We start from the raw sequence: 24,817 nt of genomic DNA, 5'->3' as shown, positions 1-24,817 counted from the left end.
CCCAAAATTATTCGAACAATTCGTGGAACGAAAGCTGTTGTTTCCCGTTCGCTTTTGACCGATACAAAGCGTCGTCCGCTTGTTCGATGGCGACATGTGGTGGTTCAGGTGGCGACCAAATCGATGCACCAATACTTGCCCCAACAGAGATGAAAGTAGTGTCAATCGTCACCGGTTGTGAGAGCGTGTCGATGACCGATTTACCGATTTGATGAATTTCTTCAACCGAACATTCACGTCTCGGGAACATGAGGAAAAATTCATCTCCGCTCAATCGGACCGGGTATAACTCATCGATTGTAAGTGTTCGGAGTCGTTGTGAAATTTCGACTAACAACGCATCCCCGACCGCATGGCCATATGTATCGTTCACCGCCTTGAACCCGTCGAGATCGATATAAAAGAAGACATGCGTCTCTTCTGAATCATATAGTCGATTCAACTGTTCCCGTAAAGCGACGCGGTTCGAGAGCCCGGTCAACGCATCGCGATTCGCAAGTTTCTCAAAGTGTACCCGTTCCGACTCTGATTCGGTGAGGGAAGTGACGAGTGATTCCAAGGCGAATGCGAGCGACTCAATCTCTTCGATTCCGGACTGATGTGGAAATTTATTGGCTTTCCCTTGTTCCATGAGCGAAGCCGTTTCGGTGATTCGCTTCAACGGTCTCGTCACGATAGAAGCGAGCAGCCAACCGAGGACAGCCGTCACAAGAGATGCGAACAAGCCAATCCACAGGATGCTCGTTTCAAGTGTCTCGACCGGTGCGAACGCGACTGCTGCCGGCTGACGGACGACGACACGCCAACCGAGTCCAGGATATTCATCATACCCTTCTCCGATGGACATACCCGTCAGATAGTCCTGACCATCTTCCCATTTTTTTACGGTGGCTCCTTCTGTAAACGATACGGGAAGTGGTTTTCCGACCATGTCGTCTGGGCCGAGGAGTATAACGTTGTCTCGCTCACTGACGACGAATAAATCCGTATCATCGACTTGTTCATGGAGCGTCCGATTGAAATGTCCGAGCACTTCTTTTCCCCAAGCCCAGCTCAAATGAGTGGCAAGCACCCCTTGAAACGTCCCGTCTTGAAATAACGGGACACTGATATCGACGAATTGGAGCGGTTCCCCCGTCGGATTCGGCAATAATTCAGCTAAGAGGACCGCCTCGTGAACGTCTCCGATAAAGGGGGCAACTTGCGCTTCGAGATAAACTGGTCGTTCGGCGATGGATGCCTCTTCTAATATGCCGTTCGTCGAGGCGACGACGGTTCCGTCCGCATCCGTTACACCCATCCATGAGAATGCCGGGATGTTCGATTGGACTTGATTGAGAAGTCGTCGTGTTTCCTCCGGCTCCTCTAAATCAAGTCCTTGCAAGAGTTGAACTTCTTGATAACGTGACCACATATAAAAGTCGAGTTTGTCCGCCAATTGATGCGAGGTCGTGGAGAGTCTTTCCCCGATTTCTTGTTCGAGCGAGTCAGACGCCCGGTGACTGATCAGAGATGTGAGTGCAATCGTCAGTAAAAAGACAAGCGTGGCAATGCTAAGCGCCAAAATGAGACCGAGGCGCATCGTAAAAGACTTGATCATGCGAGAAAAACCTCCTAAAGCTTGAAATGAAGAGAATTATGAAAAACGAGTCGAACACATGATAGGTGTAAGAGCTTCCGCTATAATGAAAGACGAGTCGAAAATAAATAGAGGTGAAGAGAATGAAAAAGAATCAATGGTTGGTCGTCATGACCATCGTCGCGGTCGCATTGATTGCAATCGTGTTCGTCTTGCTCAATCAAGATGAGTCGGCAACAGTCGATCGAGGCGATCATGTGTCCATCGAAGGGCAACCGACGCTTGGGGACCCAGAAGCGAAAGTCTCAATCGTCGAGTTCGGAGACTATAAATGCCCATCATGCAAACAGTGGGGCGACACAATTTACCCGCAACTGAAAGCGGATTATCTTGACAAGGAAGACGTCAGCTTCAGCTATATTAACGTCTTGTTCCATGGACAAGAATCAATTTTGGCATCACTCGCTTCCGAATCAGTATACGAGCAAGACCCTGAATCGTTCTGGAAGTTCCATAAAGCGCTCTACGACGCTCAACCGGCTTCTCAGCAACACGACAACGCATGGGTGACCGTCGAGAAGTTGAAGGAGATCGCGAGCGAGACGGCATCGGTCGACTTGGCAAAACTTGAGCAAGACCTTGGAGAAGAATCGACCGTACTCGAAAAAGTCAGCAAGGACGATGGTCTTGTGAAAGAGAACGGTGTGCAATTCACACCGTCAATCATGATCAATGGTGTGATGCTCGAAGACCCGTTCGATTATGAACAAATCCAACAGTTGATCGAGCAGGACCTATAAATGAAGTCATTTCACGAAAAATATGGCTTGTATCTCGCTTGGCTCGTCTCTTTGACGGCGACGCTCGGCAGTCTCTACTTCAGTGAGATCCGGGAATTCGTGCCATGTGAGCTATGTTGGATTCAACGTATTTTTATGTATCCGCTGACGATCATACTAGGGATTGCCGTCTTCACGGACGATCGGACGGTGCGGAAATATGTGTTACCGCTTACTATCATAGGTGGTTTCGTTTCACTTTACCATTACTTGGTACAAAAAGTGCCGGGCTTTGCAGAAATTCAACCTTGTGCACAAGGGGTTCCGTGTAGCGGTCAATATATCAACTGGCTCGGGTTCATCACGATTCCGTTCCTCGCGTTGACAGCTTTCACGTTCATCACAATCTTGATGTGGAATGTCAAAAAGAGATAAGGAGTTGGAACGCGTGAAGAAATGGTGGATCGGTAGTTTGATGACGATGCTCATCGTCCTAGCCGGATGTGGACAAGAGATTGAGGACCCGCTCAATTGGCAAGTCGAATCGTTCGAATACATGAACCAAGAAGAAGAAATGGTCAGTCTCGAAGATTTAAAAGGCAAAGTATGGATGGTGGATTTTGTCTTCACGAGCTGTGAGACAGTCTGTCCGCCGATGACGTATAATATGACGAAGCTGAATGAAGCACTCGAGGAGGAGGGCGTCGAAGATGTGCAATTCGTCTCGTTCAGCGTCGACCCGACAGTGGATACTCCACAGAAGATGAAAGAGTTTATGAGTGGATACGACCTTGTGAACGCGGATTGGCAGTTCCTCTCAGGCTACTCGCAAGACGAAATCGAGACGTTCGCTCAAGAGAACTTCAAAGCGCTCGTCCGTAAGCCTGAAGAAGGCACACAAGTCGACCATGGCACGTATTTTTACTTGGTCGATCAGGAAGGTAAGATTATGAAGGCTTATCCCGGGTTCCAAAACGTCCCGACCGAAGACATCATCAACGACATTAAAATCTTGCAAAAGTCTTAACAAAAGACCTGTCTCACCAAAGCGGTGGGCAGGTCTTTTTGAATGGCGAAACCTGCTATACTTGAGGGAATAAATCGGTTTTCCTGAAAAGGAGTGAGTTGAGTGAAAGACGTCCTGATTCAATATATGAAGCGATTTACGGATATGAGTGACGAAGAGTGTGAACGGTTGACAGCCGATGTACCGATTACCACATTTCCGAAAGGTACGATTTTATTACATCAAGGAGACGTCCCGACTAAATGCTATTTCGTACTGAGTGGCTGCATTCGTCAATATAAGGTCGACGAAGAAGGGAACGAGCATACCGTCGATTTCATCACGGAAGAACAGAGCATCACCATATTGACGAAACATCAATCGGACGGACGGTCACCGTATTCATTATCGTGTCTGGAGGAATGTTGTCTCGTCGTCGGTGATCTTGCGACGGAGCAACAACAATACGAGATGAATCCTATCTTTGAGGCGATGACACGTGACATGATTGAAGAGGACATGGGGACGATGCGAGATGAGTTCGCTGAGTTCATGTCTTCTTCACCTGAAGAGAGATATCAGGCATTGATGGAGAAGAGACCTGACTTGGTTCATCGCGTCCCTCAATATCAACTCGCGAGTTACCTTGGCATCACCCCGGAATCACTTAGTCGAATCAAGAAGCGGGCGATGCGTCACCTTCGGATTGTCGAGTGAGGTCATGAATAGGAAGTGTTCTTCCTTTCACAATTAACCATACGGCAAAGGCCAACTCCCCGACGAACATTGGGAGCATGAGAAACAGTTCGAGCATTGCCGTCATGCCTTCAACTGCAGGGAATTGATAAAGGACATGGACGAGCGTATAGCTGAAGCCGGCAAGGAGGAGCAGGATCCCGATCATTCTCGGAATAAGCCGGGTCCGCACTGCCATCCATCCGATTGCGATAAGGTGAAGCCCGAACACAATCAAGCCGAATGACCAAATGCCTTCAAAGGAAGTGACCGTCTCATACATTTGTCTAGCTGAAGCGGATGTATCGAGGAGGCGTTCGGCTTCGACGAGTCGCAAAACGGCAAACGCGAGAATCAGTGTATAGACGAATCGAAGTGCTCCGATGAGTAGGGCGAATGTGACATGCAGCGGTTTGAAGACACGGTATAGTCCGTAGGCGACAATCAGGTCTAGCCCGACAATGATGCCCCAACCGATGATCCCGAAACGAAACAACGTCGGATGACTCATTAAGTTTTGATACGTCGTCATCGGATCATTTTCGATTATGAGGGATTGGTAGACATATCCTTGCGCGAAAAAGGCGATGAGTGCCATGAGGACGAGGGCAATCCCGGACGAGAATGCGGCACGTCGCTGTGAACGTAAAGGTGAATGTGTCATGAGAAAAACTCCTTTCGATTAATCTTATCTCCATCATAAAAGGGTGGACGAGGGTTCACATTGACTTAAATCAAGAACACTCTATTTTTTTGAAAGATTAGTGAATCTGCATACTAATCGAGATGAGAATGAGGAATGCACGCTATAATCAATTCAACGAACTTGTAGAAAAGAGGATCTAAATGAAAAAGACGATGTTGCTCTCATTGGTCGGAATGGCGGCTGTCACTGGTACGATTCTGACGCAGTACAAACCACTCGGACGAAAACCGAAATCACTTCAATCCCCGAACCGGGTCAACGGAACGTTCCGTAATCAATACGAGACGCCGATGAACTTTTCCGCAGAGGACATGGTATCGATGGCGCGCGACTATCGTGACGTGACCTCACTGCGCAAGCCGACTGAACGTTTACCGATCGTGCCCATCGATTTCGAGGAGAAGACGGGCTCAAGCTTCACGAGAATCTACTGGCTCGGTCATTCGGCCCTCATGGTGCAAATGGATGGGAAGACGATGCTTGTCGACCCGATGTTTGGACGAAGCCCATCCCCGCTTCCGTTCGCGAAAAATGAACGCTTCAGCGAAGACTTGCCGTTCGACCTCGAGGATTTGCCTGAGATCGACGTCGTCTTATTGACGCATGACCATTACGACCATCTAGACTATGGAACGATCCTTGCCCTCAAAGACAAGGTCGCCTTGTTCATCGTGCCGCTCGGTGTAGGAAGTCATTTGAAACGATGGGGTGTCGGTGCAGAGAGAATCGTGGAGCGAGATTGGAACGAGTCTTACACGTTCGGGAATTGGACGTTTGTCTGCACACCTGCACGTCACTTCTCCGGTCGTTCGTTGACGGACCGAAACAGTACGCTCTGGGCATCATGGGTCGTTCTCGGCGAGGCGGACCGTCTCTTCTTCAGCGGAGACAGCGGCTATGCTCCTCACTTTAAACAGATTGGTGAACAGTATGGACCGTTTGATTTCGCCGCTCTCGAATGCGGACAATATGACGTGCGCTGGCCGGACGTACATATGCAGCCAGAAGAGACGGCGCAAGCGTTTCATGATCTACGTGCCGACCAAATGATGCCGATCCATTGGGGTGCGTTCACACTGTCGTTCCACGATTGGTTCGACCCGGCAGAACAAATGGCATCGCTATTACCGAAAGAAGTCGTCCTCACTCCGAAGATTGGGGAGCGTATCACGCTCGACGGTCGGAATGATACGACGACGTGGTGGCGAGAGCTCCAAGACGCAAACAAGCGATGACCGAGGTCATCGCTTGTTTTTGTTATGAAGACATTTTTTCTGTAGAATCTTCCTCGATATGCAATTTATGTTTTCGCGTATACACAAGGAATGCAGCCGTCATGGCGATGGAACTGATTCCGAACAAGACGACCATGAGCTGAAGTCCGATCAAATCGAGGAAGAACCCTGTCACGAGCAGGACGACTTGGAAGACAATCCGATCGAGCATGTTACGGAACGAGAAGAAACGACCGTGATACTCTTTTGGCATCCGTGTCTGAAAAATCGTGACAGCCGTCGGGAAAAAGCAACCGACCGAGAAGCCGAAGAGGACGAACGCGGCAATCGACATGAACGGGATGTCCGCGAAATAAAGCATGAGTTGCGCGACGCCAATCAAAAACGAGAACGAGAATAAAATCGAGAACGCCGAGAATTTTTCTCCGATTCGCTTGATCATGAAGGCACCTGTCATAAAGGCGAGTCCCTCAGCCGTATAAATCCACCCTTTAATTGCCGTCGAGTCTTGCAGTTCACTGATGTTGATGACGAGCAAGTTGAACCCCCCGATAAAGAGGAGCGGGATGAGCGTCATGACGAGGGTCATGAAGATGACTGGGATCGATTTGATGATTGGGAAGACGTCCTTGAAACCGCTCGACGCTTTCGCATCCACTTTCTTCGCCGACGGTGTCTTCGTTTCGTCTAGCTGTAAGAACAGCGTCGCAACCGCAAGCAACAGATAGGCAACGAGCGAGAGCGCGTAGACGTTCCGAAGTGAGATGAGCGTCAAGAGGACACCGGCAATCGCCGTCCCGATGACGCGCGACAACGTCGACACATTCATGTGCACACCGTTCAAGGCGAGGAGTTCCCGTTCTTTCACGATGAGCGGAATCGCTGCCTGCAGGGCAGGGAAGTAAAAGGCGGCCGATCCTTGTAAAATGATTAAAAAGACGACCATCCACACGACCGAATTCGTTTCGATGGCGACGAACATGAAGATCACGCTGAGCGCCCGGACGATGCTTGAGATGAGCATGATTTTTTTCTTAGAACCTTGGTCGGTCAAGCGTCCAGCGAGCGGACCGATGGCGACCCCGGCAAGCAAGCCGATGGCGAGAATGACCGCCTTTACAAAGTCAGAGGGGACGCGGTCTTGCATAAATTCCAAGTTCCCGATGATGCCGAGCCATAGACCGAGACCGGCGACGAATTCGCCCGTCAGAATGATCCAGACGTTCCGATTTTTCCACATAGATGTAGTCCTCGATTCTTATATGCTAATCACTATTATCAAGTAGTGGGGTGAAGAATACCACAAAAAAGAAGCCGACGTTCGGCTTCTTCATGAATCAAATATCACAGTTGTCGTCCGTGCATGTCGCACCGTTCGAGAGGACTTGAATCGTCGGGTTGTTCTCAGACCAAACTTTTTCGAGTACTTGCGTGAACGCTTCCGTCGGTTGAGCACCGGATACCCCGTATTTATTGTCGAATACGAAGAAAGGTACACCTGTGATGCCGAGGTCGCTTGCTCGCTTCTCTTCGGCACGAACGTCATCCGTATATACGTCGGTCGTCAAGACATCACGTACCGCGTCACCGTCGAGTCCGACGCTTGTCGCGATGTCAAATAGGACATCGTGGTTCCCGATGTGTTTGGCATCGATAAAGTAAGCCTGAAGCAACGCTTCCGACAATTCTTTCTCTTTCCCGACCGTCTTCGCATAATGCGTCAAACGGTGCGAGTCGAGCGTACCTGTGACGACCATGTTCTCGAAATCATAGTCGAGACCGACTTCGCGAGCTTGAGCAGCAACTTGTGCCGTAGTGCCTTTCGCTTGTTCGATTGGCATGCCATACTTCGTCGCGAGCGCTTCATAGATGGTACGTGAATCATTTGTCGGAGCGTTCGGATCGAGCTCGAAACTCTTGAATTCGACTTCCACTTGGTCCGCCTGGGGGAACTGTTCGAGTGCTTCTTCTAAACGACGCTTCCCGATATAACAAAACGGACAGACATAATCTGACCATACTTCAATTTTCATAGTGAATCCCTCCTGTCCTTAGTGTAGAAAATCTTGAATTCAAAGTACAGGAAACGGCTCACAAAAAAAGCCCTCCACGCGGAGGACTTAAAAGACGTACCAGAAGACACAGACGAAGTGGGCGAAGCTTCCGAACAAGATGAACAAATGGAATACTTCATGGAAACCCCATCCCCGCCAGTTGACGAACTTTGGCTTGAACCCATAAACGAGTCCGCCAATCGTATACATGACACCTCCGAGCACGAGCCAGAAGATGCCGGCGTTCCCGATTACATCATGGAGCGGTCCGATGAAGAAGACCGACAACCAGCCCATCCCGATGTAGAGCGCGGTCGACAAGAAGCGCGGGGCATGGAACCAGACGAGTTTGAAGACGATTCCGAACAAGGCGAGTGCGTGTACCGTGCCGAAGAGGACCCATCGTGTCGGGCCTTCGAGCGCGAGTAGCGTCAGAGGCGCATATGTACCCGCAATCAATGCGTAAATCATCGCATGATCGATTCTCCGGAAGAAGGCGATGACGTTCGGTGAAGCGATGATGCTATGGTAAAGACCAGACGATAAATAAAGAAAGACGAGGCTGATGCCAAATAAAATTGCGGCCATAATCGCGAGTGGCGAACCTAGTAGTGAGGCTTTGACGACCATAGCGATGAGCGCAACGAAAGCGAGCAAGGCTCCAGCGAGATGCGTCAGCGCGTTGATTGGTTCCCGAAAAATTGAATTCATGTAAAACACTCCTTATCACATCATGTAGTATCGATAACTACATGATATACTGAATGAGACTAAACAGCAAGGTATACCTTTCGACAACGGGAAGAGTTCTTTATACTAAAGAGGAGAGGTGAAACAGATGAAATCAAAAAAAATTGCCGAAACAGAAGGGACGCTTCCTCGGGAAGTGTTACCAACAATCGACTTATACATGGACCAGGTCATCCAATTGTTCGAGCAGCATTATGGCAAAATGAAGCGGAATGAGGATGAGACGATTTTGACGAAGACGATGATCAACAACTATGCGAAGGGCAAGTTGTTCCATCCCGTCAAAAATAAGAAGTATACGAATGAACATCTCATGTTACTCAGTTTGATTTATGAGATGAAGGGCCTCTTATCGATTAGTGATATTAAGGAAACGCTCCGACCGTTGAATGAGTCGGACGAGACGTTCTCTCTTGAGGACTTTTACGAGGCGTATCAGGCACAAAAAATGAAGAATGTAGAAGCGTTCGAGGTTCAAGCAGACATGCTTTTGAATGCATCGCTCGAAAAAGAGGGTGGTGTGCAGCGGTCGCTCGCTATCGCGTCTGCCGTTCACATGAGCCACTTGTATCAACGATTGGCCGAGCAGTTGATCGACGAAACGTAAAAGAACTCCTCGTCAGGAAATCTTCCTGTGAGGAGTTCTTTTTCAGTTATTGATGTACTTCTCATACACCGAACCGAAATCTTTTCGATTCGACTCACGATAGTGACGTTGGAGCCAATCGAACGATTGCTCGTTCAACTCTTTAAACGTGTTCGGCACGTTCATGTCACCTTCGCGAAGTCCGCTCAAAATGGAGACCGAGTGTGTGAGTGATGTGTTCGCATATTCCATCATACGACGACCTTCTCGTTGAATCTCTTCAATCGCGAGGATTGCCTTATATAAATCTTTCACGTGTTCGATTTGCTTCTTGTTGATATCAATCGAGTACGGTTTATCCCCGATTGTGAATTTTACCTCGACATCGAGGTCGACGGTGCCCGCTGTTTCGAACATGACGTGCTTGATTGGATAATGCGAATACGGATAACGATAGAGGACGCGCTTCGAACTGATGGCGCTTGTTCCATCGAGGTGGATCATCGACAAGTTGGTGAAACAATACTCATCTGATTTTGACTTGATCAAGAAATATATCTTCTCATTGTCCTCGTGAAGGACGTAATCATCTGCATCCGCCTTATCGAAGTCAGATGGGTCAATCACCTCACCGATGTCGCTGAAGCCGGTCAAATCAGAAGCTAGTTTTTTGAACATGTCATTCACTCCTCAATAATGGATTTTGTGCATCTCTTTCGGGTCGGAGCCGGTGCGTTCATCACGGTTGAGCGCATCGATGGCCGCCATCTCTTCATTCGTCAACGTGAAGTCGAATACCTGTATGTTCTCTTTGATTCGACTCGGTGTAACCGATTTTGGAATGACGGCGACCCCGTTTTGTAAGTGCCAACGTAAGATAACTTGGGCTGGAGACTTGCCGTGACGGTTCGCGATTTCGACAATTGTGTCATCTTCGAGCGCTTCGCGTCCTTTCATGAGTGGGCTCCACGCTTGAATTTGAATGTCATATCGCTTACAGAATGCAATCAGGTCTTTTTGAGACAAATATGGATGAATCTCGACCTGATTCACCGCAGGAACAATCGAGCAGGATTGAATAATTTGTTCTAAATGCTCGATCTCAAAGTTCGAGACACCGATGGCACGGACTCGTCCTTCCTCATACAATTGCTCGAGTGCCTTGTACGTTTCGACAAACTTACCAAAACGCGGCATTGGCCAGTGGATGAGGAATAAGTCGACATACTCGAGACCGAGTCGGTCGAGACTATCCTGAAACGCTTGAAGTGCCTCGTCAAACCCATGGAACTCATTCCAAAGTTTCGTCGTCACAAAAACTTCTTCACGTGGGACACCTGCTTCACGCAGCGCTTGCCCGACGCTTTCTTCGTTCTGATAAATTGCGGCCGTATCGATCAATCGGTAATCTGCATCGAGCGCAGTTTTGACCGTGTCGACCGTCACCGCACCATCTTCGACCTTGTACACACCGAGTCCGAGCATCGGCATGTTGACAGTATTATTCAATGTCGTCCATTCCATAATAAATCCCTCCCTCTCGTCTCTAACGTTACCGAACTTTTGGGTGAAGGGAAAGTATAAACTATAAGCTATAAGCGGATGCTTTCTCCATGCGTCTTGATTGCGATTTGACCACGATCGATTTTTGCGGCCGCTACGAGACGGTGATACGGCTCATCGATTGGCTCGTACGACAGAACGAACGTGTCCCAATGCATGGGGAAGAAGCGCTTCGCTCCGCTCTCTTTGTACATCAACCAAGCCTGTTCAGGTGTGCAGTGCGCCTCTTGGAATGAATCCGGTTGATAGGCACCAATCGGGAAGAAGGCAAGGTCGATTGGTTCACGGTCGGCGAGCCCTTTGAAAGAATCGGTGTACGCCGTGTCTCCCGCAAACAGCATTCGAATTCCTTTGTATTTGAGCAAATAGCCGTTGTAGCCCATGTGCTTGTCCCACGGGAAACGGTTGCCCCAATGTTTGACGGGGATGGCTCGGACATCGAGTCCGTTCGCAAGCGTGACTTTGTCATGCGGATGCAGTTCAAGTGTTTGCATACTCGGATACCTTCGGAGCAGTCGACTCGTCCCTGGGGCCGAAACGACGATTGTATCGCGTGTGATGAGTCGCTTTAGACTTTTGTGGTCAAAGTGGTCCATATGGGCGTGACTGAGCAAGATGACGTCGACCGGTCCGACCTCCTCGATGGAGAGGGCTGGAGCCGTGTGACGTTTCATGCCAATCGTCAGCGGGCCTAAGTGGACACCGATTCGTTTGGAGAAGACCGGGTCCGTCAAAATCTTGAGCCCGTACCAATGAATGAGGACGGTCGAATGTCCAATCCATGTCGCCTGCACATGCGTCTTATCAATGGTTGTCAGTTCTGGACGTTCCGGCCATTTAAATCGCGGGCGGGGGAGCCGTTGTTTGAATCGTGTATAGAGAAACGTTCCGACGCTCGCTAAGACGGCACTCGGAACGAGGATGCGTCGACGCATCATGCATCACCTCACTGTTCGAATATACTGTCATCATAACGCGGGGATGAATGAATCGCATCCGCCTAAAGGAGTAGAAAAAACGGGAGATTGTGGGGCGGGTTGTTGCGAATGCGCTTTCAATCTGATAAGGTGACAGTAACTTAGGAAAGGGAGGTACACCGTGCCATGAAAAAAACACATTCACTCCATCGATGAGACGAATCATCACTGTTCGCTTGAACAGTTACGGGTGAAGTGTGTCCATTTTTTTCAAGTACGGGAAACGCTCGTTTTCCTCATTTGAACGGATTCCTTCACACCACCGCTTTGAAGCGGATGGTGTTTTTTGTTTCATCGCGTATCGGAAAAATAAGCGAGGTGAAACAGATGTTAGTTATGAAACAAGTCCGGTTTGATTATGACCGGAAACCATTATTTGAAGCGGTCTCTTTTGAGATCGTAGCCGGAGAACGAGCTGTATTGTTCGGATTGAACGGGAGTGGAAAGACGACGCTCTTCCGACTCGTGACAGGGGAATTGACCCCACAAGCCGGGACGATTGAATGTCACGGTGAAATCGGACTCGTCCGGCAGACGATTGAATCCGAGGACATGTCGCTCCTTGAGTGGGTGATGCGGAGCGATCCCGAACGATATGCCCTCTATGAAGATGTGTCTTCAGGCGATGAGGCGCGAGTCATGCGCTCCTATGAACGAGCACTAGCACTCGATGTATACAACTTGGAGCAAGAGGCGAAGAGGGCGTTGACTCGACTCGGGCTAGATGGTCAGCTCGACCGAAACATCAACGACTTGAGCGGGGGTGAGAAGACGCGGGCACAGCTTTCGACATTGACGATGAAGCGGGTCGACCTCGTCCTTCTCGACGAACCGACGAACCACTTGGACATCGAGTCGATCGACTGGCTCACACAGTGGCTGAACCGATTCAACGGGACAGTTCTTGTCATCTCACATGACCGTCAATTGATGGATGATGTCGCAACTGTAATCCTTGAACTGTCGGACGGACAAGTTACCCGTTACCCGGGAAATTATACGGCGTATAAGCGGCAAAAAGAGGAGGAACGTGTGCGTGACGAGCGAGTTCACGCCCGCTACGAGAGCCGGAAGATAGAACTTTTGGAGATGATTGCCCAATATAAAGGGTGGCACTTGAAGGCGAAAGCAACGGCTAGTGTCCGCAGCCCAGGGGCGCAAAAAGGAGCAGCTAATCTCGCCGTCAAAATGAAAGCGAGAGAACAGAAGCTGAGACAGCTCGAAGACAATCGTCCGCGGAAGCCGAAAGAAGAGAAGACCATCTCCGTCCGTTTTGCTGCGAATGAGCTTGAAGCGAAGACGTGGCTGACGTGTGAACATATGACGTTTGGATACGGCGAGCCGTTTTATGACCCATTCTCCTTCTCGATTCAAAAAGGAGACCGCATCTCCATCATCGGACCGAACGGAAGCGGCAAGACGACATTATTGAACGTACTGATTGGTGAACGAGCTCCACTTTCGGGTGTCATCCAGCGACATCCCCGTCTGAAGATCGGGTATTTCTCGCAAACACTCGAACGTCTGCCGGAAACGGGAACGCTACTCGAGGCGTTGCTCGCCCATAGTGACATCGAGGAGACGGAAGCGCGGACGCTGCTCGCCCACTTCTTGTTCCGGCGGGATGAAGTGAACCTTCCGATTGTCGAGGCGAGTATGGGTGAGAAGTGTCGGATTGCCTTTCTCATTCTCTATTTCTCCGACGCGCATCTCTTAGCACTCGACGAACCGACGAACTATTTGGATGTGGCAACACGCGAACAAATCGAGGCGGCCTTGTCCGTCTATCCGGGCGGGCTGTTGTTGATTTCCCACGACCGTTATTTCCATCGTCTGACTTCACGCACGATTGAATTAGGAGAACACATCGTCATACGTGAGAACGATGAGCGCGATGGACCGGTCGATGTTGAACAAATGGTCCGAACGATGGACGAATTGACAAAACATGACTTGAAATTTTTTGATGAGGCAGGAAACCTCCTACCATTTGACGAAACGAGTGGAATGAATCGAATCGAGTAGGAGTGAAGAACATGAATGGAGGAAGATTGTCGCGCGCGACGACCCGAAAGCGTAAACGCGTATTCCGAATCACGACGGCGGTGGCATTGATGCTCGCCTTAGTTGGCATCATTGCGTTTGCGGCATTGATTGACCAAAAGCAGAAGTCAGCTTTACCGGAATCAGATGAGATTGCAACGGAGATGGTCGATTCGGAGTCCGAACAACCAGAGGACGCCGAAACCGAATTAGCAGAAATGATTTATATCGAACAACCTTATACGAAAGTATATGCGGATGACCGAGTTGCGGTCGTTTACGAAGCCGATCTCGGCGATCGTTTTGAACGCTTGGAGACAGTAAGTGGGTTCGTGAAAGTTCAGTTGAACGAACGAATGACTGGTTGGGTTACGGAAGAGAGTGTCACGACGGATGCACCGGTCTTGTCTGACGATGAGGTGATCGCCGCATGGCAACAAGTCGTGCCGAACGCCTCGGAGACCGTCCTCAACTGGATTGGCAAAGACATAGCGACCGTTCGAGCTGAACTCGGAAATCCTTCTGCCGTTCAACGTGATCAAGTGAACGAGTATCATTTCTATGATGGGTTCTTCCTCATGGTACGAGACCAAAAAGTACGTGCCGTCGATTGGGACAAACAAGCAATCGCGACCCCTGACATCCAACCGACGAGCGAACAACCCGCTGGCGTCTGGTTCGAGGGAGAGGCGGTTCAGTTGAAGCTGTTTCCATACAGTGGCGTGATGCGTGTACGCCTAGAACAAAAGTGATGGGAGGCGGGAGATTCATTCTCCCGTTTTTTTAATGTTTTTCATTCAAATGAACGTTTGAATGTTTCGGTGAAATGGAATAATATAAGAGACAGAAGGAGGAATTAGTCATGGGACATCATCATGATCACGACCATCACCATCATCATTCCACGAACCAGCGTGCGCTATTCTTTGCTTTCATCCTGATTGCGACGTTCATGGTCGTTGAAGTCATCGGTGGTCTATGGACGAACAGTTTGGCGCTCTTGTCGGATGCAGGACATATGCTCGGAGATGCAGCGGCGTTAGGGCTAAGCTTCCTAGCTGTACGATTCGGGGCGAAAGCGGCGACGCCTAGCCGGACATTCGGGTATCGACGTTTTGAAATTTTAGCGGCATTCATAAATGGGCTGACGCTACTCGTTATCTCGATCTATATTCTTATAGAGGCATACCAACGGATAAGTGCTCCACCGGAAATTTTGAGTGGTGGTATGTTGATTGTTGCCATCATAGGGCTACTCGTCAATATCCTTGCCGCTTGGATTTTAATGCGCGGGGAGAAAGATAATTTGAACGTGAAGAGTGCTTTACTTCACGTGTTCGGCGATTTACTCGGATCGGTTGGAGCGATTACGGCCGCAATCCTCATCATGGTGTTCGGATGGACTTGGGCTGACCCGGTCGCGAGTGCGTTTGTAGCTGTCTTGATTTTGATTAGCGGCTATCGCGTGACACGTGAGGCAATTCATATTTTGATGGAAGGATCACCGGCACAAATCGATGTCCGAGCGATGCAAGAAGAGATTGCTAGTGTTGATGGGGTGAAAGAGGTGCACGACTTGCACGTCTGGTCGATCTCATCGAGTGAGCATGCCGCGACATGTCACGTATTAATCGGAGAAGAGGCAGATGATCAAGCCGTGTTACGACAAGTGACGGAGCGGATTCGTAAATACGGAAAGTTCGAGCGCTCAACGGTACAGGTCGAACGAGAGCGACAATGTTGTGAGGAACGGATCATCTGGTAAGACAACGGACACTTCCCTTGAGTGTCCGTTATTTCCCGTACACATCAATCACCACAATCTCTGGTGGGTTATAGATCCTTGGCACGTTGAAGCTATAGTTGAATCCTCGCCCAATCACATGGGTGAACGTCTCATGTTCATAAAGACCTCCTGCATATTTCGGGAAGAACCCTTGGTCAGGAGCGAATAAACCGTTCAATAGATAAGGAATTCTCACTTGTCCACCATGGGCGTGTCCAGATAAGACGAGATCGAAAGGCAAGTCGGCATATGTGTCCACTTCCTCAGCGCGATGGGAGAGGAGAACGTTGAACGTGTCGTTCGAGTCGACGTTTTGCATGGATGATGCGGCATCCGTTTCCCAACTTCCATAAATGTTTTCGGTATACGTTCGTAACGGATCCTCTAATCCACCGATGACGAGTTCGATTTCATTGATCGTAATCGGTTCCCATTCGTTTTCAAGGATGGTCACCCCGTGAGAACGGAAGACGTTTTTGACATTATGGCGTACGTAATCTTCAGAGTCATCGATTTCATGATTGCCTGTAACGAAATACATCGGCGCGATGCCCGCAAGTCCCTCGATGAGTTCGAAAGCGGGTTCCGGGGAACGATAACGGTCGAGCAGGTCACCCGGTAAGGCGATGAGGTCCGGTTCCTGAGCACGGACTTGATCGATTAAAATCGATTGTTTATGACCGTAAGAGGCGCTATGTAGGTCAGAAAGGAGTACGATGCGGAGCGATTCATCCACTGACAATTTTTCTGAGGTCACGTTGTACGTCCGAACGGTCAGCGCGTTATAGGTCGCCGTGAACAACAAGATACCGAGCACAACAAAAAGAAGAGTCGATTTTCGTTTTGTCATCAGAATCCTCTCCTTTCACCTCTTGCTTCTATCTTACCCCTGACACGCAGGATGAAGCAAAAAAATCCCGCTCCTGAAGAGCGGGATGAACGATTATGCTGCTTTTGCTGTCAGTTTGACATCGACGTTGCCACGAGTCGCTTTCGAGTAAGGGCACACTTGGTGTGCTTCTTCAACGAGGCGTTCCGCTGTCGCTTGGTCGACGCCTTTGATTTCGACTTCAAGCTCGACTGAAATGAAGAAGCCTTCATCGTTTTGGTTCAATGTGACGTGACCTGTGACGCTCGAACCGTCTGTCTTCACACGTTCTTTCCCGATGATGAGGTTGAGGGCACTACCGAAGCAAGCCGCATAGCCAGCTGCGAAAAGCTGTTCCGGGTTCGTCGCACCGTCGACGTGTTTCGCGCCAGGCATTGAAACGTTCATGTCGATGACGCCGTCTGTTGATTTCACGTGACCTTCGCGGCCACCGATTGCGGTTGCTGATGCTGTGAATAGTGATTTCATGATTAAATTCCTCCATTTCATTTTTAACAATTAAGTTGTGCACAATTTAAATTATAGAGCAGTCAAAAAGTTTCGCAAATGATATGCTTGGCTAAAGAAGAGTACGGAGGATTAGGCATGGAACAATCATTAAAGTTAGAAAATCAAATCTGTTTTCAGTTGTATACCGCTTCAAAAGAGCTTACCCGTCTATATCGCCCGATTTTAGCACCGCTAAACCTGACATACAGCCAATACCTGGTGATGCTCGTTTTATGGGAAGAAGATGGAATCGATTTGCGTCAGCTTGGAGAGAGGCTGACATTAGACTCAGGTACCTTGTCACCGCTCGTCAAACGATTAATCCAAATCGGATATGTCGAAAAGAGTCGTGCAATGTACGATGAACGAAAAATTGTTGTCCGTCTGACAGCAACCGGTAGCGCGTTGCGTGAGCAGGCAGTCAACGTGCCTTTACAAGTAAGTGGTATGCTGAATATAGACGAAGCGACGTATGTCGCGTATATGGAGATGCTCACTGATATTAAAGGTAGATTACATGTCTTTGGAGAGCGTCAGCGGGAGCAGTAAGGGAGGAGGAGCCATGTTTCGAAAATTGATCATCTTATTGATGGCGATCGGACTCTATATGGCTTGGCAATATGAGATGCCGAACGTATCAGCTCCGACGAGTGTGCAAGTTCAGTCAGAAGTGGCGAACGAACGCGTGTCGGACGCGCCAAAATTTGCAAGTCAGTATGCCGGGCATGACTGGTATTTGGTTGATCGCGGCGGCAATCGCGGACTTGAATTGATTGACGAGGACGGTGCGAAGAAAGGGTTTTATCAGTTCGAGACAGGCAGTACGTATCGCAGTCTCGTCTTGAACGAAACAACACGTGACCAAGTCGAGGACATCGGCTTTGAAGATGTGACATCTTATAATAAAGGGTTGAATCGATACTTGATTCCAGATGATCCAGCTTTTTCAGTTTTCGCGATTGATGGACAGTACGTCACCTTCTTTTTCGATCAGCATGACGATGACCTGTTGAAAGGTATTTTATCGGTCGAGCGTCGTGTCGAAGAGGCGAGTGAGGGATACTATGGCGATTTATCGAAAGAAGGAACTGTCGCCAATGAGCAGTTGATGCGTATCCTCATGAATTGGGACCGGGAGAAGTTTGATTTGAACGCCTTGTCTGACTACGAACCCCTTTATCCAGTCGTTCGGGCGCACAGTCAGAACATGGCGCAGAACGATTTCTTTAGTCACACCGACCCAGAAGGACGTGATCCGTTCGACCGGATGGATGAGGCAGGACTTTCCTACTCGATAGCTGGTGAGAATTTGGCGATGGGACAGATGAGCGTATTTCATGCACATTGGGGACTCATGAATTCGAAAGGTCACCGTGAGAACATCTTGCAACCCCGATTCACGCATGCAGCCGTCGGCCTCGCCTATAATGATGAGAGCAGTCCATTCTATACAATCAACTTCATTACACCACGATGAAAGGATGACTCCTCGGAGCCATCCTTTTTTGGTCAGATCAATTTTTTAATCGCATCTTCAATCTCATCCGGTGTCGTCTGTGGCGAGAAGCGCTCGATGACGTTTCCATCACGGTCGACTAAAAACTTCGTGAAGTTCCATTTGATTGTCTTTGACCCGAGGAGTCCGGGAGCTTCTTTCGAGAGATACGTAAAGAGCGGATGAGCGTCCTTGCCGTTCACATCGACTTTTGCGAACATCGGGAACGATACCCCGTAATTCAGTTGACAGAATTCTTGAATCTCTTCGTTTGAACCTGGGTCCTGATGTCCGAACTGATTGCACGGGAAGCCTAAGATTTGTAACCCTTGACCTTTATACGTATTGTATAACGACTCGAGTCCGTCGAGCTGCGGCGTGAAACCACATTTGCTCGCTGTGTTGACGATGAGTAGGACATCGCCTTTATATGTAGCTAACGGTTGTAGCTGTCCTTTCATGTTCATTGCTTCAAAATCATAAATCATGTTGATTCCCCCTTTTCGTTAGTATATCAAGGGAGTAACGGGGTGACGACTTTGAACACGTTATGTGCAATCAAATTGTTATGAAATCATGATGTCGCTGTTACATCTTTCTCACAGAAGAATCCGTATAATGAAAAACGTTGTAGAAAGGAACGGTGTTATGCGATTTTTAAAAAATGAATTTATATGGATTGCGCTTATCTTAATCGGCTTGTTCTTATCAAGTGCGACTCCTTACTCGGATCAGTCCATTGTGTCGCCGCTAGAGCGATTCAATTGGGAGTGGATCGAACCTACGCTAGCGAACGTGCAGTTCGACTACGCCGGAAAGGAAATCTCACTTGAGACGTTAGGAACAGCAGGACTGATTGAATTCTTTATGCGGAAAACGGCACATGTCGTTACATTTTTTGCACTCGGTGCATTATTCGTGAAAGCCATCTCGAGAACGAACCTGCATGCCGGACTGAACTTATTGTTCGCTTGGACGCTTGCCAATTCGGTCGCGATCTTTGATGAATATCATCAAAGCTTGACTTCTGAGAGAACTGCGTTATTAGAAGATGTTCTCTTAGATAGTAGCGGTGCTGCTGCAGGGGTTATCCTGATTGGTGGGTTCTTGTTACTTCTTTTGAAACGGAGAAACGGGAAACGAGCTGGATATGTGGCATTGAGGTAAACAAAAAATGATATAGGTTACTATGTGAAAAGCGCTTTCTTTGAGTGCTTTTTTTCTTTTTAAAACTATTTTGTGACAACAAATCAAATAAAAAACTGTTTATACCCACGTTTTTTAAGCGATAAAACCTAAATCAGGTCAATGTCATACGAATGAAATATAAGTGTAAAATAACTTTTGGTTTAGATTGCTATAATGAGTCACAGAGCGAATGAAATATCGCGACTCATCTTAATAAAAAATACTTGAATGATAATAGATAAAAAATACACGGAAATCAGCGGAGGGAAGCACATTGGGTAACTTGAAGAAATTTGCAGCGACGGTCACTTTAGGCGCACTTTTGATTGGCGGAACGTCACCGACTTATGCGGCCTCACTTACAGAGAAGCAGAAGAAAGTTCAGGAACAACAACAAAAGAATAGCAGTGAACAATCGAAAGCAAATTCTTCGATCCAATCACGTGAGCAAGCCATCAGCAAAGAACAACAAGAAATCAACAAGTTAGATGCTGAACTCCAGGACGTCATCAATGATGTCGCTCAGAAAAAAGCTGAGATTCGTGCAACTGAAGAAAAAATCAAAAAACTTCAAGAGCAAATCAAAAAATACGAAGCAAAAATGAAAGCACAAGAAGAACTTATGAAAGATCGTATGGCGACGATGCAAAAAAACGGTGGTTCGTCAGTCAACTGGGCAGAATTCATCTTCGGATCAAAAAACTTCAGCGATTTGATTACACGCATGATCACAGCTGGTACGATTCAAGAGAATGACCAACAGATCTTTGAAGAGTACGAAGCAACGAAAGAAAAACTCGCGAAAGCGCAAGCTGAACTTAAGGCAGAACGTGATTCACTCGTGAAGCAAAAAGAAGAACTTGAGAAACGCCAGAAAGAGCTTGATCAAAAAATGAAAGAGCGCGCTGCGAAAATCAAGAAACTTGAAGCTGAAAAAGTGAAATTTGAATCGAAACTCATGAGCTTGCAAGAGATGGAAGATACGCTCAAAGCTCAAGAAAAAGCGATTCAATCAGAAATCGAAGCACAACGTCGTGCTGAAGAAGAAGCACGTCGTGCAGCCGCAGCGGCAGCTGCCGCTGCTAAAAAGCAGCAAGGTTCGAGCTCGAACAGTGGTTCTACTAGTGCAGCAACAACAACACCTGTTGCATCTGCACCGGCAAGCGGCGGTATGTTCCAACGTCCTGCAAGCGGTCGCCTTACGCAAGGATGGGGTCCAGCAAGCGGCGTGAACGGCTACACATTCCACAACGGTCTTGATATCGCAGCGTCAGTTGGTACACCAATCTACGCAGCGGCTACTGGAACGGTCACACGAGCTGGATGGGGTGGCGCATACGGGAATCATGTCATGATTACTCACGTCATCAATGGTCAAGTTTGGACGACAGTTTACGCACACATGAGCTCAGTCTCAGTCAAAGCGGGTCAACGCGTGTCACAAGGCCAAAACCTCGGAGGCATGGGTAGCACAGGGAACTCGACAGGTTCACACCTTCACTTCGAGATTCACCGTGGCGGTTACTCATGGTCATCATCAAGCGCGGGTGGGACAGTCAACCCAGCATCATTCTTCTAAACACAAATATAGTGATCGACGAACGCGTCGATCACTTTTTTGATGTCTGATACACAATGAACGTCAGGAGCGCGGCACCGATGACACTGAGCCAGAGCGTATCGATGTTCGGGTTATCGAGAACGCTCTGTCCCCCGACGATCAACATATAGAGAAGGAGCGCAACACCGAGTGCACGTAAAATAAAACGGAATCTAACCATAAAAAATCGCCTCCACCTATTAGTATAGGGGAGGCGATGCGTTTCATCTAGCGAGTCGGACCCAAGCGGAGTGCATAATCTGCTCGTAGCCGACTTCCTGATAGATTTTGTTTGATGTCGGATTCGTCAAGTCCGTATAAAGGACACAGAACGCTTTCGTCTCGAGTAACTGGCGGCTAAGGTCTGCGACGAGACTTCGTGCATACCCTCTTCCTCGTGCGTCAGGTGACGTATAGACGAACGAGACGGTGATGCCGTTCTCGGTCGGACGTGCTCGTTTCGCACACGAGACGGCTTGTCCATCGACTTCCCAAAAGACAGCTTCTTCTCTCTCGAGCATCGTCTGGACGGCCTTTGTCACTTTCTCTGGCGGAGATGAACGGAGACCTGATTCGGCTTCAAAGGCACTATACCAAGACTCGAGCTGCTCCTGGTCGGCTGTCGTCGCTTCTCGCATCCTCCCTGTCGCCATGTCGATGTCTTCCACACAATCGAGGCGATAGAGCCCTTGGGACATGTTTATCTCACTCGACCCAGACGTCAACTCCTGCCACGCATGACCGAACCGTTCGGCTTGTTCGCGTTCTGAGACGACCTCGGTGAAGGGGATCTCGTTTTCGAGAAGGTGCGGGATGATGAAGGACGGGAGTTCGTCCGAGCGTTCTGAATCCACGACGATGTAATGGAGTGGATGTGGCGGTGTCACTTGAAGGATGGCGAGCAGTTCACCGTCCTCTTCGACGGTGAACTGATGAAACGTCTCATAGATGCCTTGAATCACGTTATTCAAGACGCCGATCATGAGGCTATTCTTGGCTTCTTCTTTCAACAATGCGTCCATGACGCGGTCAGAGAAGTGATTCGGGTCTTTCCATTCAATCCATTCCATATGTATCGCTCCTTTTCAATGTAGACAAAAACGGGCAAACCTGTTGGCTTGCCCGCTTATGATTTTTGCTTTATGCGATATCTTCTTGTTTCGACGATGTGTTGTCGAGAAGTTTCGTGTTGTGTTTGAAGTAGTGGATAATCTTCGCGATGGCACCGTCACCCGTGACGTTTGTCGCTGTCCCGAAGCTATCTTGCGCCAAGTAGAGCGCAATGACCAAACTTTGCATCGTCGCGTCGAATCCGAGGATTGAACCGAACAATCCAAGTGATGCCATAACGGCTCCACCCGGTACACCAGGTGCTGCAATCATCGTTACACCTAGTGCGAGGATGAATGGGAGGACGATCGCGTAAGACATCGGCATGCCGTTCAAGTACATGAGCGCGACACCGACCGACGTGAGTGTGATCGTCGAACCTGACAAGTGAATCGTTGCCGAGAGCGGGATGACGAAGTTCGCGACACCCTCATCCGTGTTATTCAACTTCGCTTGGCGAAGTGTGACTGGAATCGTCGCAGCCGATGATTGCGTCCCGATCGCTGTGAAGTAAGCCGGCATCATCGTCTTGAGCAACTTGAACGGATTCTCTTTGTTGAGACCACCTGCGATTGAATATTGAATCATGAGCATCGTTAAATGTAGGACGATGATTGTGACGAAGACGAGTGAGAATACCGAGAGGATCTCAGCGACCTGACCCGCGTACGTCATGTTCATGAAAATTCCGGCGATGTGAATTGGTAGTAATGGAATAATGACTTTACTGATTAAGAGCTCGATGATATCGCGGAAATCCATGGCGAGGTCAAGTGACCGTTTGCTTTCGATGGCGGCAATCCCGATGCCGATGACGAAAGCTAAAATGAGAGCGGTCATGACACCGAATACAGGTGGAATTTCAAATTCCATGAATCCTTTCAATAAGGCTTCCTCTGGATTTTCGGCTCCTACTGTAGAACGTGATAAAATTTGCGGGAACAAGTTGCTTGTTGCGAAATAGGCGAGCGTTCCTGCGACAACGGTTGATGCATAAGCGATGAGTGCTGTGAGTCCGACTAACTTTCCTGCTCCTTTTCCAAGTTCCCCGATTCCTGGGATGATGAACGCAAGAATGATCAATGGGATGGCGAAGCCTAAGAACTGCCCGAAGACTGTGTTGAACGTCACAAACGTCCGAACAATCCAGTTCTGACTTTCTGGTACGATGCTCCCGAGCAAAATCCCGAAAGCGATCGCGATGATGATGCGACCTAAGAGGCCAATGCGTAGTTTCAAATCAATCATCCTTTCTGTTTGTTTGAATAGTTGATATTTTCGCACATTTCACAACATGTTGCCACCATTCCTTTTATTTTTTCTAAAGAAAGACGTTTGACAACTGTAAAGAAGGGTAATAGAAAATGTTGTACATATCAATGGAAGGGGCTTCTCCTTTTCCTAATATAAAAACGATGTTATGATTAATGCTGACAGACGTAAAGGAGGGGTGCGCGTGCAGTTACAACGAACAACGATTCACATTGCGGGTCAAGACTATACGATCGTAAGCGAAGAACCCGCTGATCATGTGAGGGAAGTAGGCTTTTTGGTCGATAGTAAGATCCGCGAGATTCGTGATCAATCCCCTCATCTAGATGCTCGTCAGGCAGCGGTCCTTGCTGCGATTCAAATCGCGAGCGATCACGTCAAAACTAAACGAAATATGGGAGAATAATTCAATCCATGGTTACGCTACTTATACTGTTTTTCTTATTTATCGGAATCGTCAATGGCTTTCGTCGTGGTGCGATTTTACAGCTCGGCCATTGGGTCGCGCTCATTATCAGTTTCCTTGTCGCTAACACGTACTATAAAGATTTAGCTGAAGCGTTCAAGCTATGGATCCCGTATCCGTCTCAGCTTGATGGAACGCTACCTGGCGGCGTCTTGGACCTCAACTCTCTTTCAGGGATTGAGATGACGTTTTATAACGTCTTTTGGTTCGTCGTCTTGTTCCTCATCACGAAACTCGTCTTGCATCTCATCTTGGCGATGCTCGACTTCTTGACGGACTTGCCGATTTTACGCCAATTAAAAGGTGTGATCGGAGCTGTCCTCGGATTCTTTGAGGCGTATGTTATCACGTTCTTCATCCTTTGGGTAATCGCGTTCGTGCCGATGGCGGGCGTTCAAAATGCTGTCGACAATTCGTCACTCGCGACAACGATCATTCAAGACACACCATATCTATCGGATTGGTTTTCAAATAAGATGTTGTGACACGACAGGCCGGAATGCAAGCTA

The 24,817-nt window shown here is 48.5% G+C and carries 29 protein-coding genes; 15 read left to right on the top strand and 14 right to left on the bottom strand.

Going from position 1 to position 24,817, the window contains the following annotated elements; genetic code table 11:
* Nucleotides 1-7: 7 nt before the first annotated feature.
* The gene (locus KNO96_RS05265) at nucleotides 8-1,600 is read right to left on the bottom strand and encodes a diguanylate cyclase domain-containing protein (RefSeq protein WP_214702558.1); all 1,593 of its coding nucleotides are present in this window, start codon (nucleotides 1,598-1,600) and stop codon (nucleotides 8-10) included.
* A gap of 122 nt (nucleotides 1,601-1,722) precedes the next feature.
* On the opposite strand from KNO96_RS05265, the gene KNO96_RS05260 reads away from it, so the two are divergent.
* The 4 genes from KNO96_RS05260 to KNO96_RS05245 all read left to right on the top strand — a co-directional run bounded on the left by KNO96_RS05260 (nucleotide 1,723) and on the right by KNO96_RS05245 (nucleotide 4,081).
* Entirely contained in the window at nucleotides 1,723-2,379 is a 657-nt protein-coding gene (locus tag KNO96_RS05260; protein WP_026826593.1) for a DsbA family protein, read from the top strand.
* On the top strand, nucleotides 2,380-2,793 hold the full coding sequence (locus tag KNO96_RS05255) for a disulfide oxidoreductase (protein ID WP_026826592.1): 414 nt from the start codon (nucleotides 2,380-2,382) through the stop codon (nucleotides 2,791-2,793).
* Nucleotides 2,794-2,797: 4 nt separating this feature from the next.
* Nucleotides 2,798-3,385, top strand: a complete 588-nt coding sequence (locus tag KNO96_RS05250) for an SCO family protein (RefSeq protein WP_274357262.1) — start codon at nucleotides 2,798-2,800, stop codon at nucleotides 3,383-3,385.
* A 102-nt stretch (nucleotides 3,386-3,487) separates the two neighbouring features.
* On the top strand, nucleotides 3,488-4,081 hold the full coding sequence (locus KNO96_RS05245; RefSeq protein WP_026826590.1) for a Crp/Fnr family transcriptional regulator: 594 nt from the start codon (nucleotides 3,488-3,490) through the stop codon (nucleotides 4,079-4,081).
* Here the strand turns inward: KNO96_RS05245 and KNO96_RS05240 are convergent.
* On the bottom strand, nucleotides 4,041-4,763 hold the full coding sequence (locus KNO96_RS05240; protein WP_214702545.1) for a DUF4386 domain-containing protein: 723 nt from the start codon (nucleotides 4,761-4,763) through the stop codon (nucleotides 4,041-4,043). The two genes, KNO96_RS05245 and KNO96_RS05240, sit on opposite strands and share 41 nt — an antisense overlap.
* A gap of 182 nt (nucleotides 4,764-4,945) precedes the next feature.
* On the opposite strand from KNO96_RS05240, the gene KNO96_RS05235 reads away from it, so the two are divergent.
* The gene (locus KNO96_RS05235) at nucleotides 4,946-6,040 is read left to right on the top strand and encodes an MBL fold metallo-hydrolase (RefSeq protein ID WP_214700572.1); all 1,095 of its coding nucleotides are present in this window, start codon (nucleotides 4,946-4,948) and stop codon (nucleotides 6,038-6,040) included.
* 22 nt (nucleotides 6,041-6,062) lie between these two features.
* Here the strand turns inward: KNO96_RS05235 and KNO96_RS05230 are convergent, their stop codons facing one another.
* The 3 genes from KNO96_RS05230 to trhA form a co-directional block, all read right to left on the bottom strand.
* On the bottom strand, nucleotides 6,063-7,280 hold the full coding sequence (locus KNO96_RS05230) for an MFS transporter (RefSeq protein ID WP_214702543.1): 1,218 nt from the start codon (nucleotides 7,278-7,280) through the stop codon (nucleotides 6,063-6,065).
* 97 nt (nucleotides 7,281-7,377) lie between these two features.
* On the bottom strand, nucleotides 7,378-8,073 hold the full coding sequence (locus KNO96_RS05225; protein WP_026826587.1) for a DsbA family oxidoreductase: 696 nt from the start codon (nucleotides 8,071-8,073) through the stop codon (nucleotides 7,378-7,380).
* A gap of 87 nt (nucleotides 8,074-8,160) precedes the next feature.
* A complete protein-coding gene (gene trhA, locus KNO96_RS05220) occupies nucleotides 8,161-8,805 on the bottom strand; it encodes a PAQR family membrane homeostasis protein TrhA (RefSeq protein WP_214702535.1) in 645 nt (214 codons plus the stop codon).
* A 127-nt stretch (nucleotides 8,806-8,932) separates the two neighbouring features.
* Here trhA and KNO96_RS05215 point away from each other — a divergent pair, with 127 nt between their 5' ends.
* Nucleotides 8,933-9,451, top strand: a complete 519-nt coding sequence (locus tag KNO96_RS05215) for a DUF1836 domain-containing protein (RefSeq protein WP_214702532.1) — start codon at nucleotides 8,933-8,935, stop codon at nucleotides 9,449-9,451.
* A 42-nt stretch (nucleotides 9,452-9,493) separates the two neighbouring features.
* Here the strand turns inward: KNO96_RS05215 and KNO96_RS05210 are convergent, their stop codons facing one another.
* From KNO96_RS05210 to KNO96_RS05200, 3 genes are all read right to left on the bottom strand, one after another.
* On the bottom strand, nucleotides 9,494-10,108 hold the full coding sequence (locus KNO96_RS05210) for a PH domain-containing protein (protein WP_214702530.1): 615 nt from the start codon (nucleotides 10,106-10,108) through the stop codon (nucleotides 9,494-9,496).
* A 12-nt stretch (nucleotides 10,109-10,120) separates the two neighbouring features.
* On the bottom strand, nucleotides 10,121-10,954 hold the full coding sequence (locus KNO96_RS05205; protein ID WP_214702528.1) for an aldo/keto reductase: 834 nt from the start codon (nucleotides 10,952-10,954) through the stop codon (nucleotides 10,121-10,123).
* 68 nt (nucleotides 10,955-11,022) lie between these two features.
* A complete protein-coding gene (locus KNO96_RS05200) occupies nucleotides 11,023-11,928 on the bottom strand; it encodes an MBL fold metallo-hydrolase (RefSeq protein ID WP_251124995.1) in 906 nt (301 codons plus the stop codon).
* Nucleotides 11,929-12,297: 369 nt separating this feature from the next.
* Here KNO96_RS05200 and abc-f point away from each other — a divergent pair, with 369 nt between their 5' ends.
* From abc-f to KNO96_RS05185, 3 genes are all read left to right on the top strand, one after another.
* Nucleotides 12,298-13,995: a ribosomal protection-like ABC-F family protein gene (gene abc-f / locus KNO96_RS05195; protein WP_214702526.1), complete on the top strand. Its 1,698-nt coding sequence runs from the start codon at nucleotides 12,298-12,300 to the stop codon at nucleotides 13,993-13,995.
* A gap of 11 nt (nucleotides 13,996-14,006) precedes the next feature.
* A complete protein-coding gene (locus KNO96_RS05190) occupies nucleotides 14,007-14,765 on the top strand; it encodes a hypothetical protein (protein WP_214702524.1) in 759 nt (252 codons plus the stop codon).
* A 110-nt stretch (nucleotides 14,766-14,875) separates the two neighbouring features.
* Nucleotides 14,876-15,778, top strand: a complete 903-nt coding sequence (locus KNO96_RS05185) for a cation diffusion facilitator family transporter (protein ID WP_026826579.1) — start codon at nucleotides 14,876-14,878, stop codon at nucleotides 15,776-15,778.
* Nucleotides 15,779-15,806: 28 nt separating this feature from the next.
* Here KNO96_RS05185 and KNO96_RS05180 read toward each other — a convergent pair whose 3' ends face one another.
* Both KNO96_RS05180 and KNO96_RS05175 read right to left on the bottom strand, forming a co-directional pair.
* Entirely contained in the window at nucleotides 15,807-16,649 is an 843-nt protein-coding gene (locus tag KNO96_RS05180; protein WP_214702522.1) for a metallophosphoesterase, read from the bottom strand.
* A 93-nt stretch (nucleotides 16,650-16,742) separates the two neighbouring features.
* Complete coding sequence (locus KNO96_RS05175) at nucleotides 16,743-17,156, bottom strand: organic hydroperoxide resistance protein (RefSeq protein ID WP_015881037.1); 414 nt, start codon at nucleotides 17,154-17,156, stop codon at nucleotides 16,743-16,745.
* A 117-nt stretch (nucleotides 17,157-17,273) separates the two neighbouring features.
* Between KNO96_RS05175 and KNO96_RS05170 the strand changes: the two genes are divergently transcribed.
* Both KNO96_RS05170 and KNO96_RS05165 read left to right on the top strand, forming a co-directional pair.
* Nucleotides 17,274-17,726, top strand: a complete 453-nt coding sequence (locus KNO96_RS05170; RefSeq protein ID WP_214702520.1) for a MarR family winged helix-turn-helix transcriptional regulator — start codon at nucleotides 17,274-17,276, stop codon at nucleotides 17,724-17,726.
* Between the two features lie 13 nt (nucleotides 17,727-17,739).
* Entirely contained in the window at nucleotides 17,740-18,654 is a 915-nt protein-coding gene (locus KNO96_RS05165; RefSeq protein ID WP_026826576.1) for a CAP domain-containing protein, read from the top strand.
* Between the two features lie 32 nt (nucleotides 18,655-18,686).
* Here KNO96_RS05165 and KNO96_RS05160 read toward each other — a convergent pair whose 3' ends face one another.
* Entirely contained in the window at nucleotides 18,687-19,160 is a 474-nt protein-coding gene (locus KNO96_RS05160) for a glutathione peroxidase (protein ID WP_026826575.1), read from the bottom strand.
* Between the two features lie 160 nt (nucleotides 19,161-19,320).
* Between KNO96_RS05160 and KNO96_RS05155 the strand changes: the two genes are divergently transcribed.
* Nucleotides 19,321-19,839 carry a VanZ family protein gene (locus KNO96_RS05155; protein WP_214702519.1) on the top strand — a complete coding sequence of 173 codons (519 nt, stop codon included), beginning with the start codon at nucleotides 19,321-19,323 and terminating at the stop codon, nucleotides 19,837-19,839.
* 295 nt (nucleotides 19,840-20,134) lie between these two features.
* Complete coding sequence (locus KNO96_RS05150) at nucleotides 20,135-21,439, top strand: murein hydrolase activator EnvC family protein (RefSeq protein ID WP_026826573.1); 1,305 nt, start codon at nucleotides 20,135-20,137, stop codon at nucleotides 21,437-21,439.
* Nucleotides 21,440-21,470: 31 nt separating this feature from the next.
* Here the strand turns inward: KNO96_RS05150 and KNO96_RS05145 are convergent, their stop codons facing one another.
* The 3 genes from KNO96_RS05145 to KNO96_RS05135 form a co-directional block, all read right to left on the bottom strand.
* Nucleotides 21,471-21,641 carry a hypothetical protein gene (locus KNO96_RS05145; protein WP_167330582.1) on the bottom strand — a complete coding sequence of 57 codons (171 nt, stop codon included), beginning with the start codon at nucleotides 21,639-21,641 and terminating at the stop codon, nucleotides 21,471-21,473.
* Nucleotides 21,642-21,684: 43 nt separating this feature from the next.
* Nucleotides 21,685-22,530 (bottom strand): GNAT family N-acetyltransferase, encoded by an 846-nt coding sequence (locus KNO96_RS05140; protein ID WP_214702517.1) that lies wholly within the window; start codon nucleotides 22,528-22,530, stop codon nucleotides 21,685-21,687.
* Nucleotides 22,531-22,600: 70 nt separating this feature from the next.
* On the bottom strand, nucleotides 22,601-23,818 hold the full coding sequence (locus KNO96_RS05135) for a dicarboxylate/amino acid:cation symporter (protein ID WP_026826571.1): 1,218 nt from the start codon (nucleotides 23,816-23,818) through the stop codon (nucleotides 22,601-22,603).
* Between the two features lie 208 nt (nucleotides 23,819-24,026).
* Here KNO96_RS05135 and KNO96_RS05130 point away from each other — a divergent pair, with 208 nt between their 5' ends.
* The gene (locus KNO96_RS05130; RefSeq protein WP_026826570.1) at nucleotides 24,027-24,248 is read left to right on the top strand and encodes a cell division protein ZapA; all 222 of its coding nucleotides are present in this window, start codon (nucleotides 24,027-24,029) and stop codon (nucleotides 24,246-24,248) included.
* Between the two features lie 8 nt (nucleotides 24,249-24,256).
* Complete coding sequence (locus tag KNO96_RS05125) at nucleotides 24,257-24,793, top strand: CvpA family protein (protein WP_026826569.1); 537 nt, start codon at nucleotides 24,257-24,259, stop codon at nucleotides 24,791-24,793.
* Nucleotides 24,794-24,817 lie beyond the last annotated feature (24 nt).

This window comes from Exiguobacterium sp. s89, from assembly GCF_018617735.1.
Taxonomy (GTDB): Bacteria; Bacillota; Bacilli; order Exiguobacteriales; family Exiguobacteriaceae; genus Exiguobacterium; species Exiguobacterium marinum.
Note: the sequence above shows the minus strand (reverse complement) of the source record. Positions and strands in the feature narration are given on the sequence as shown.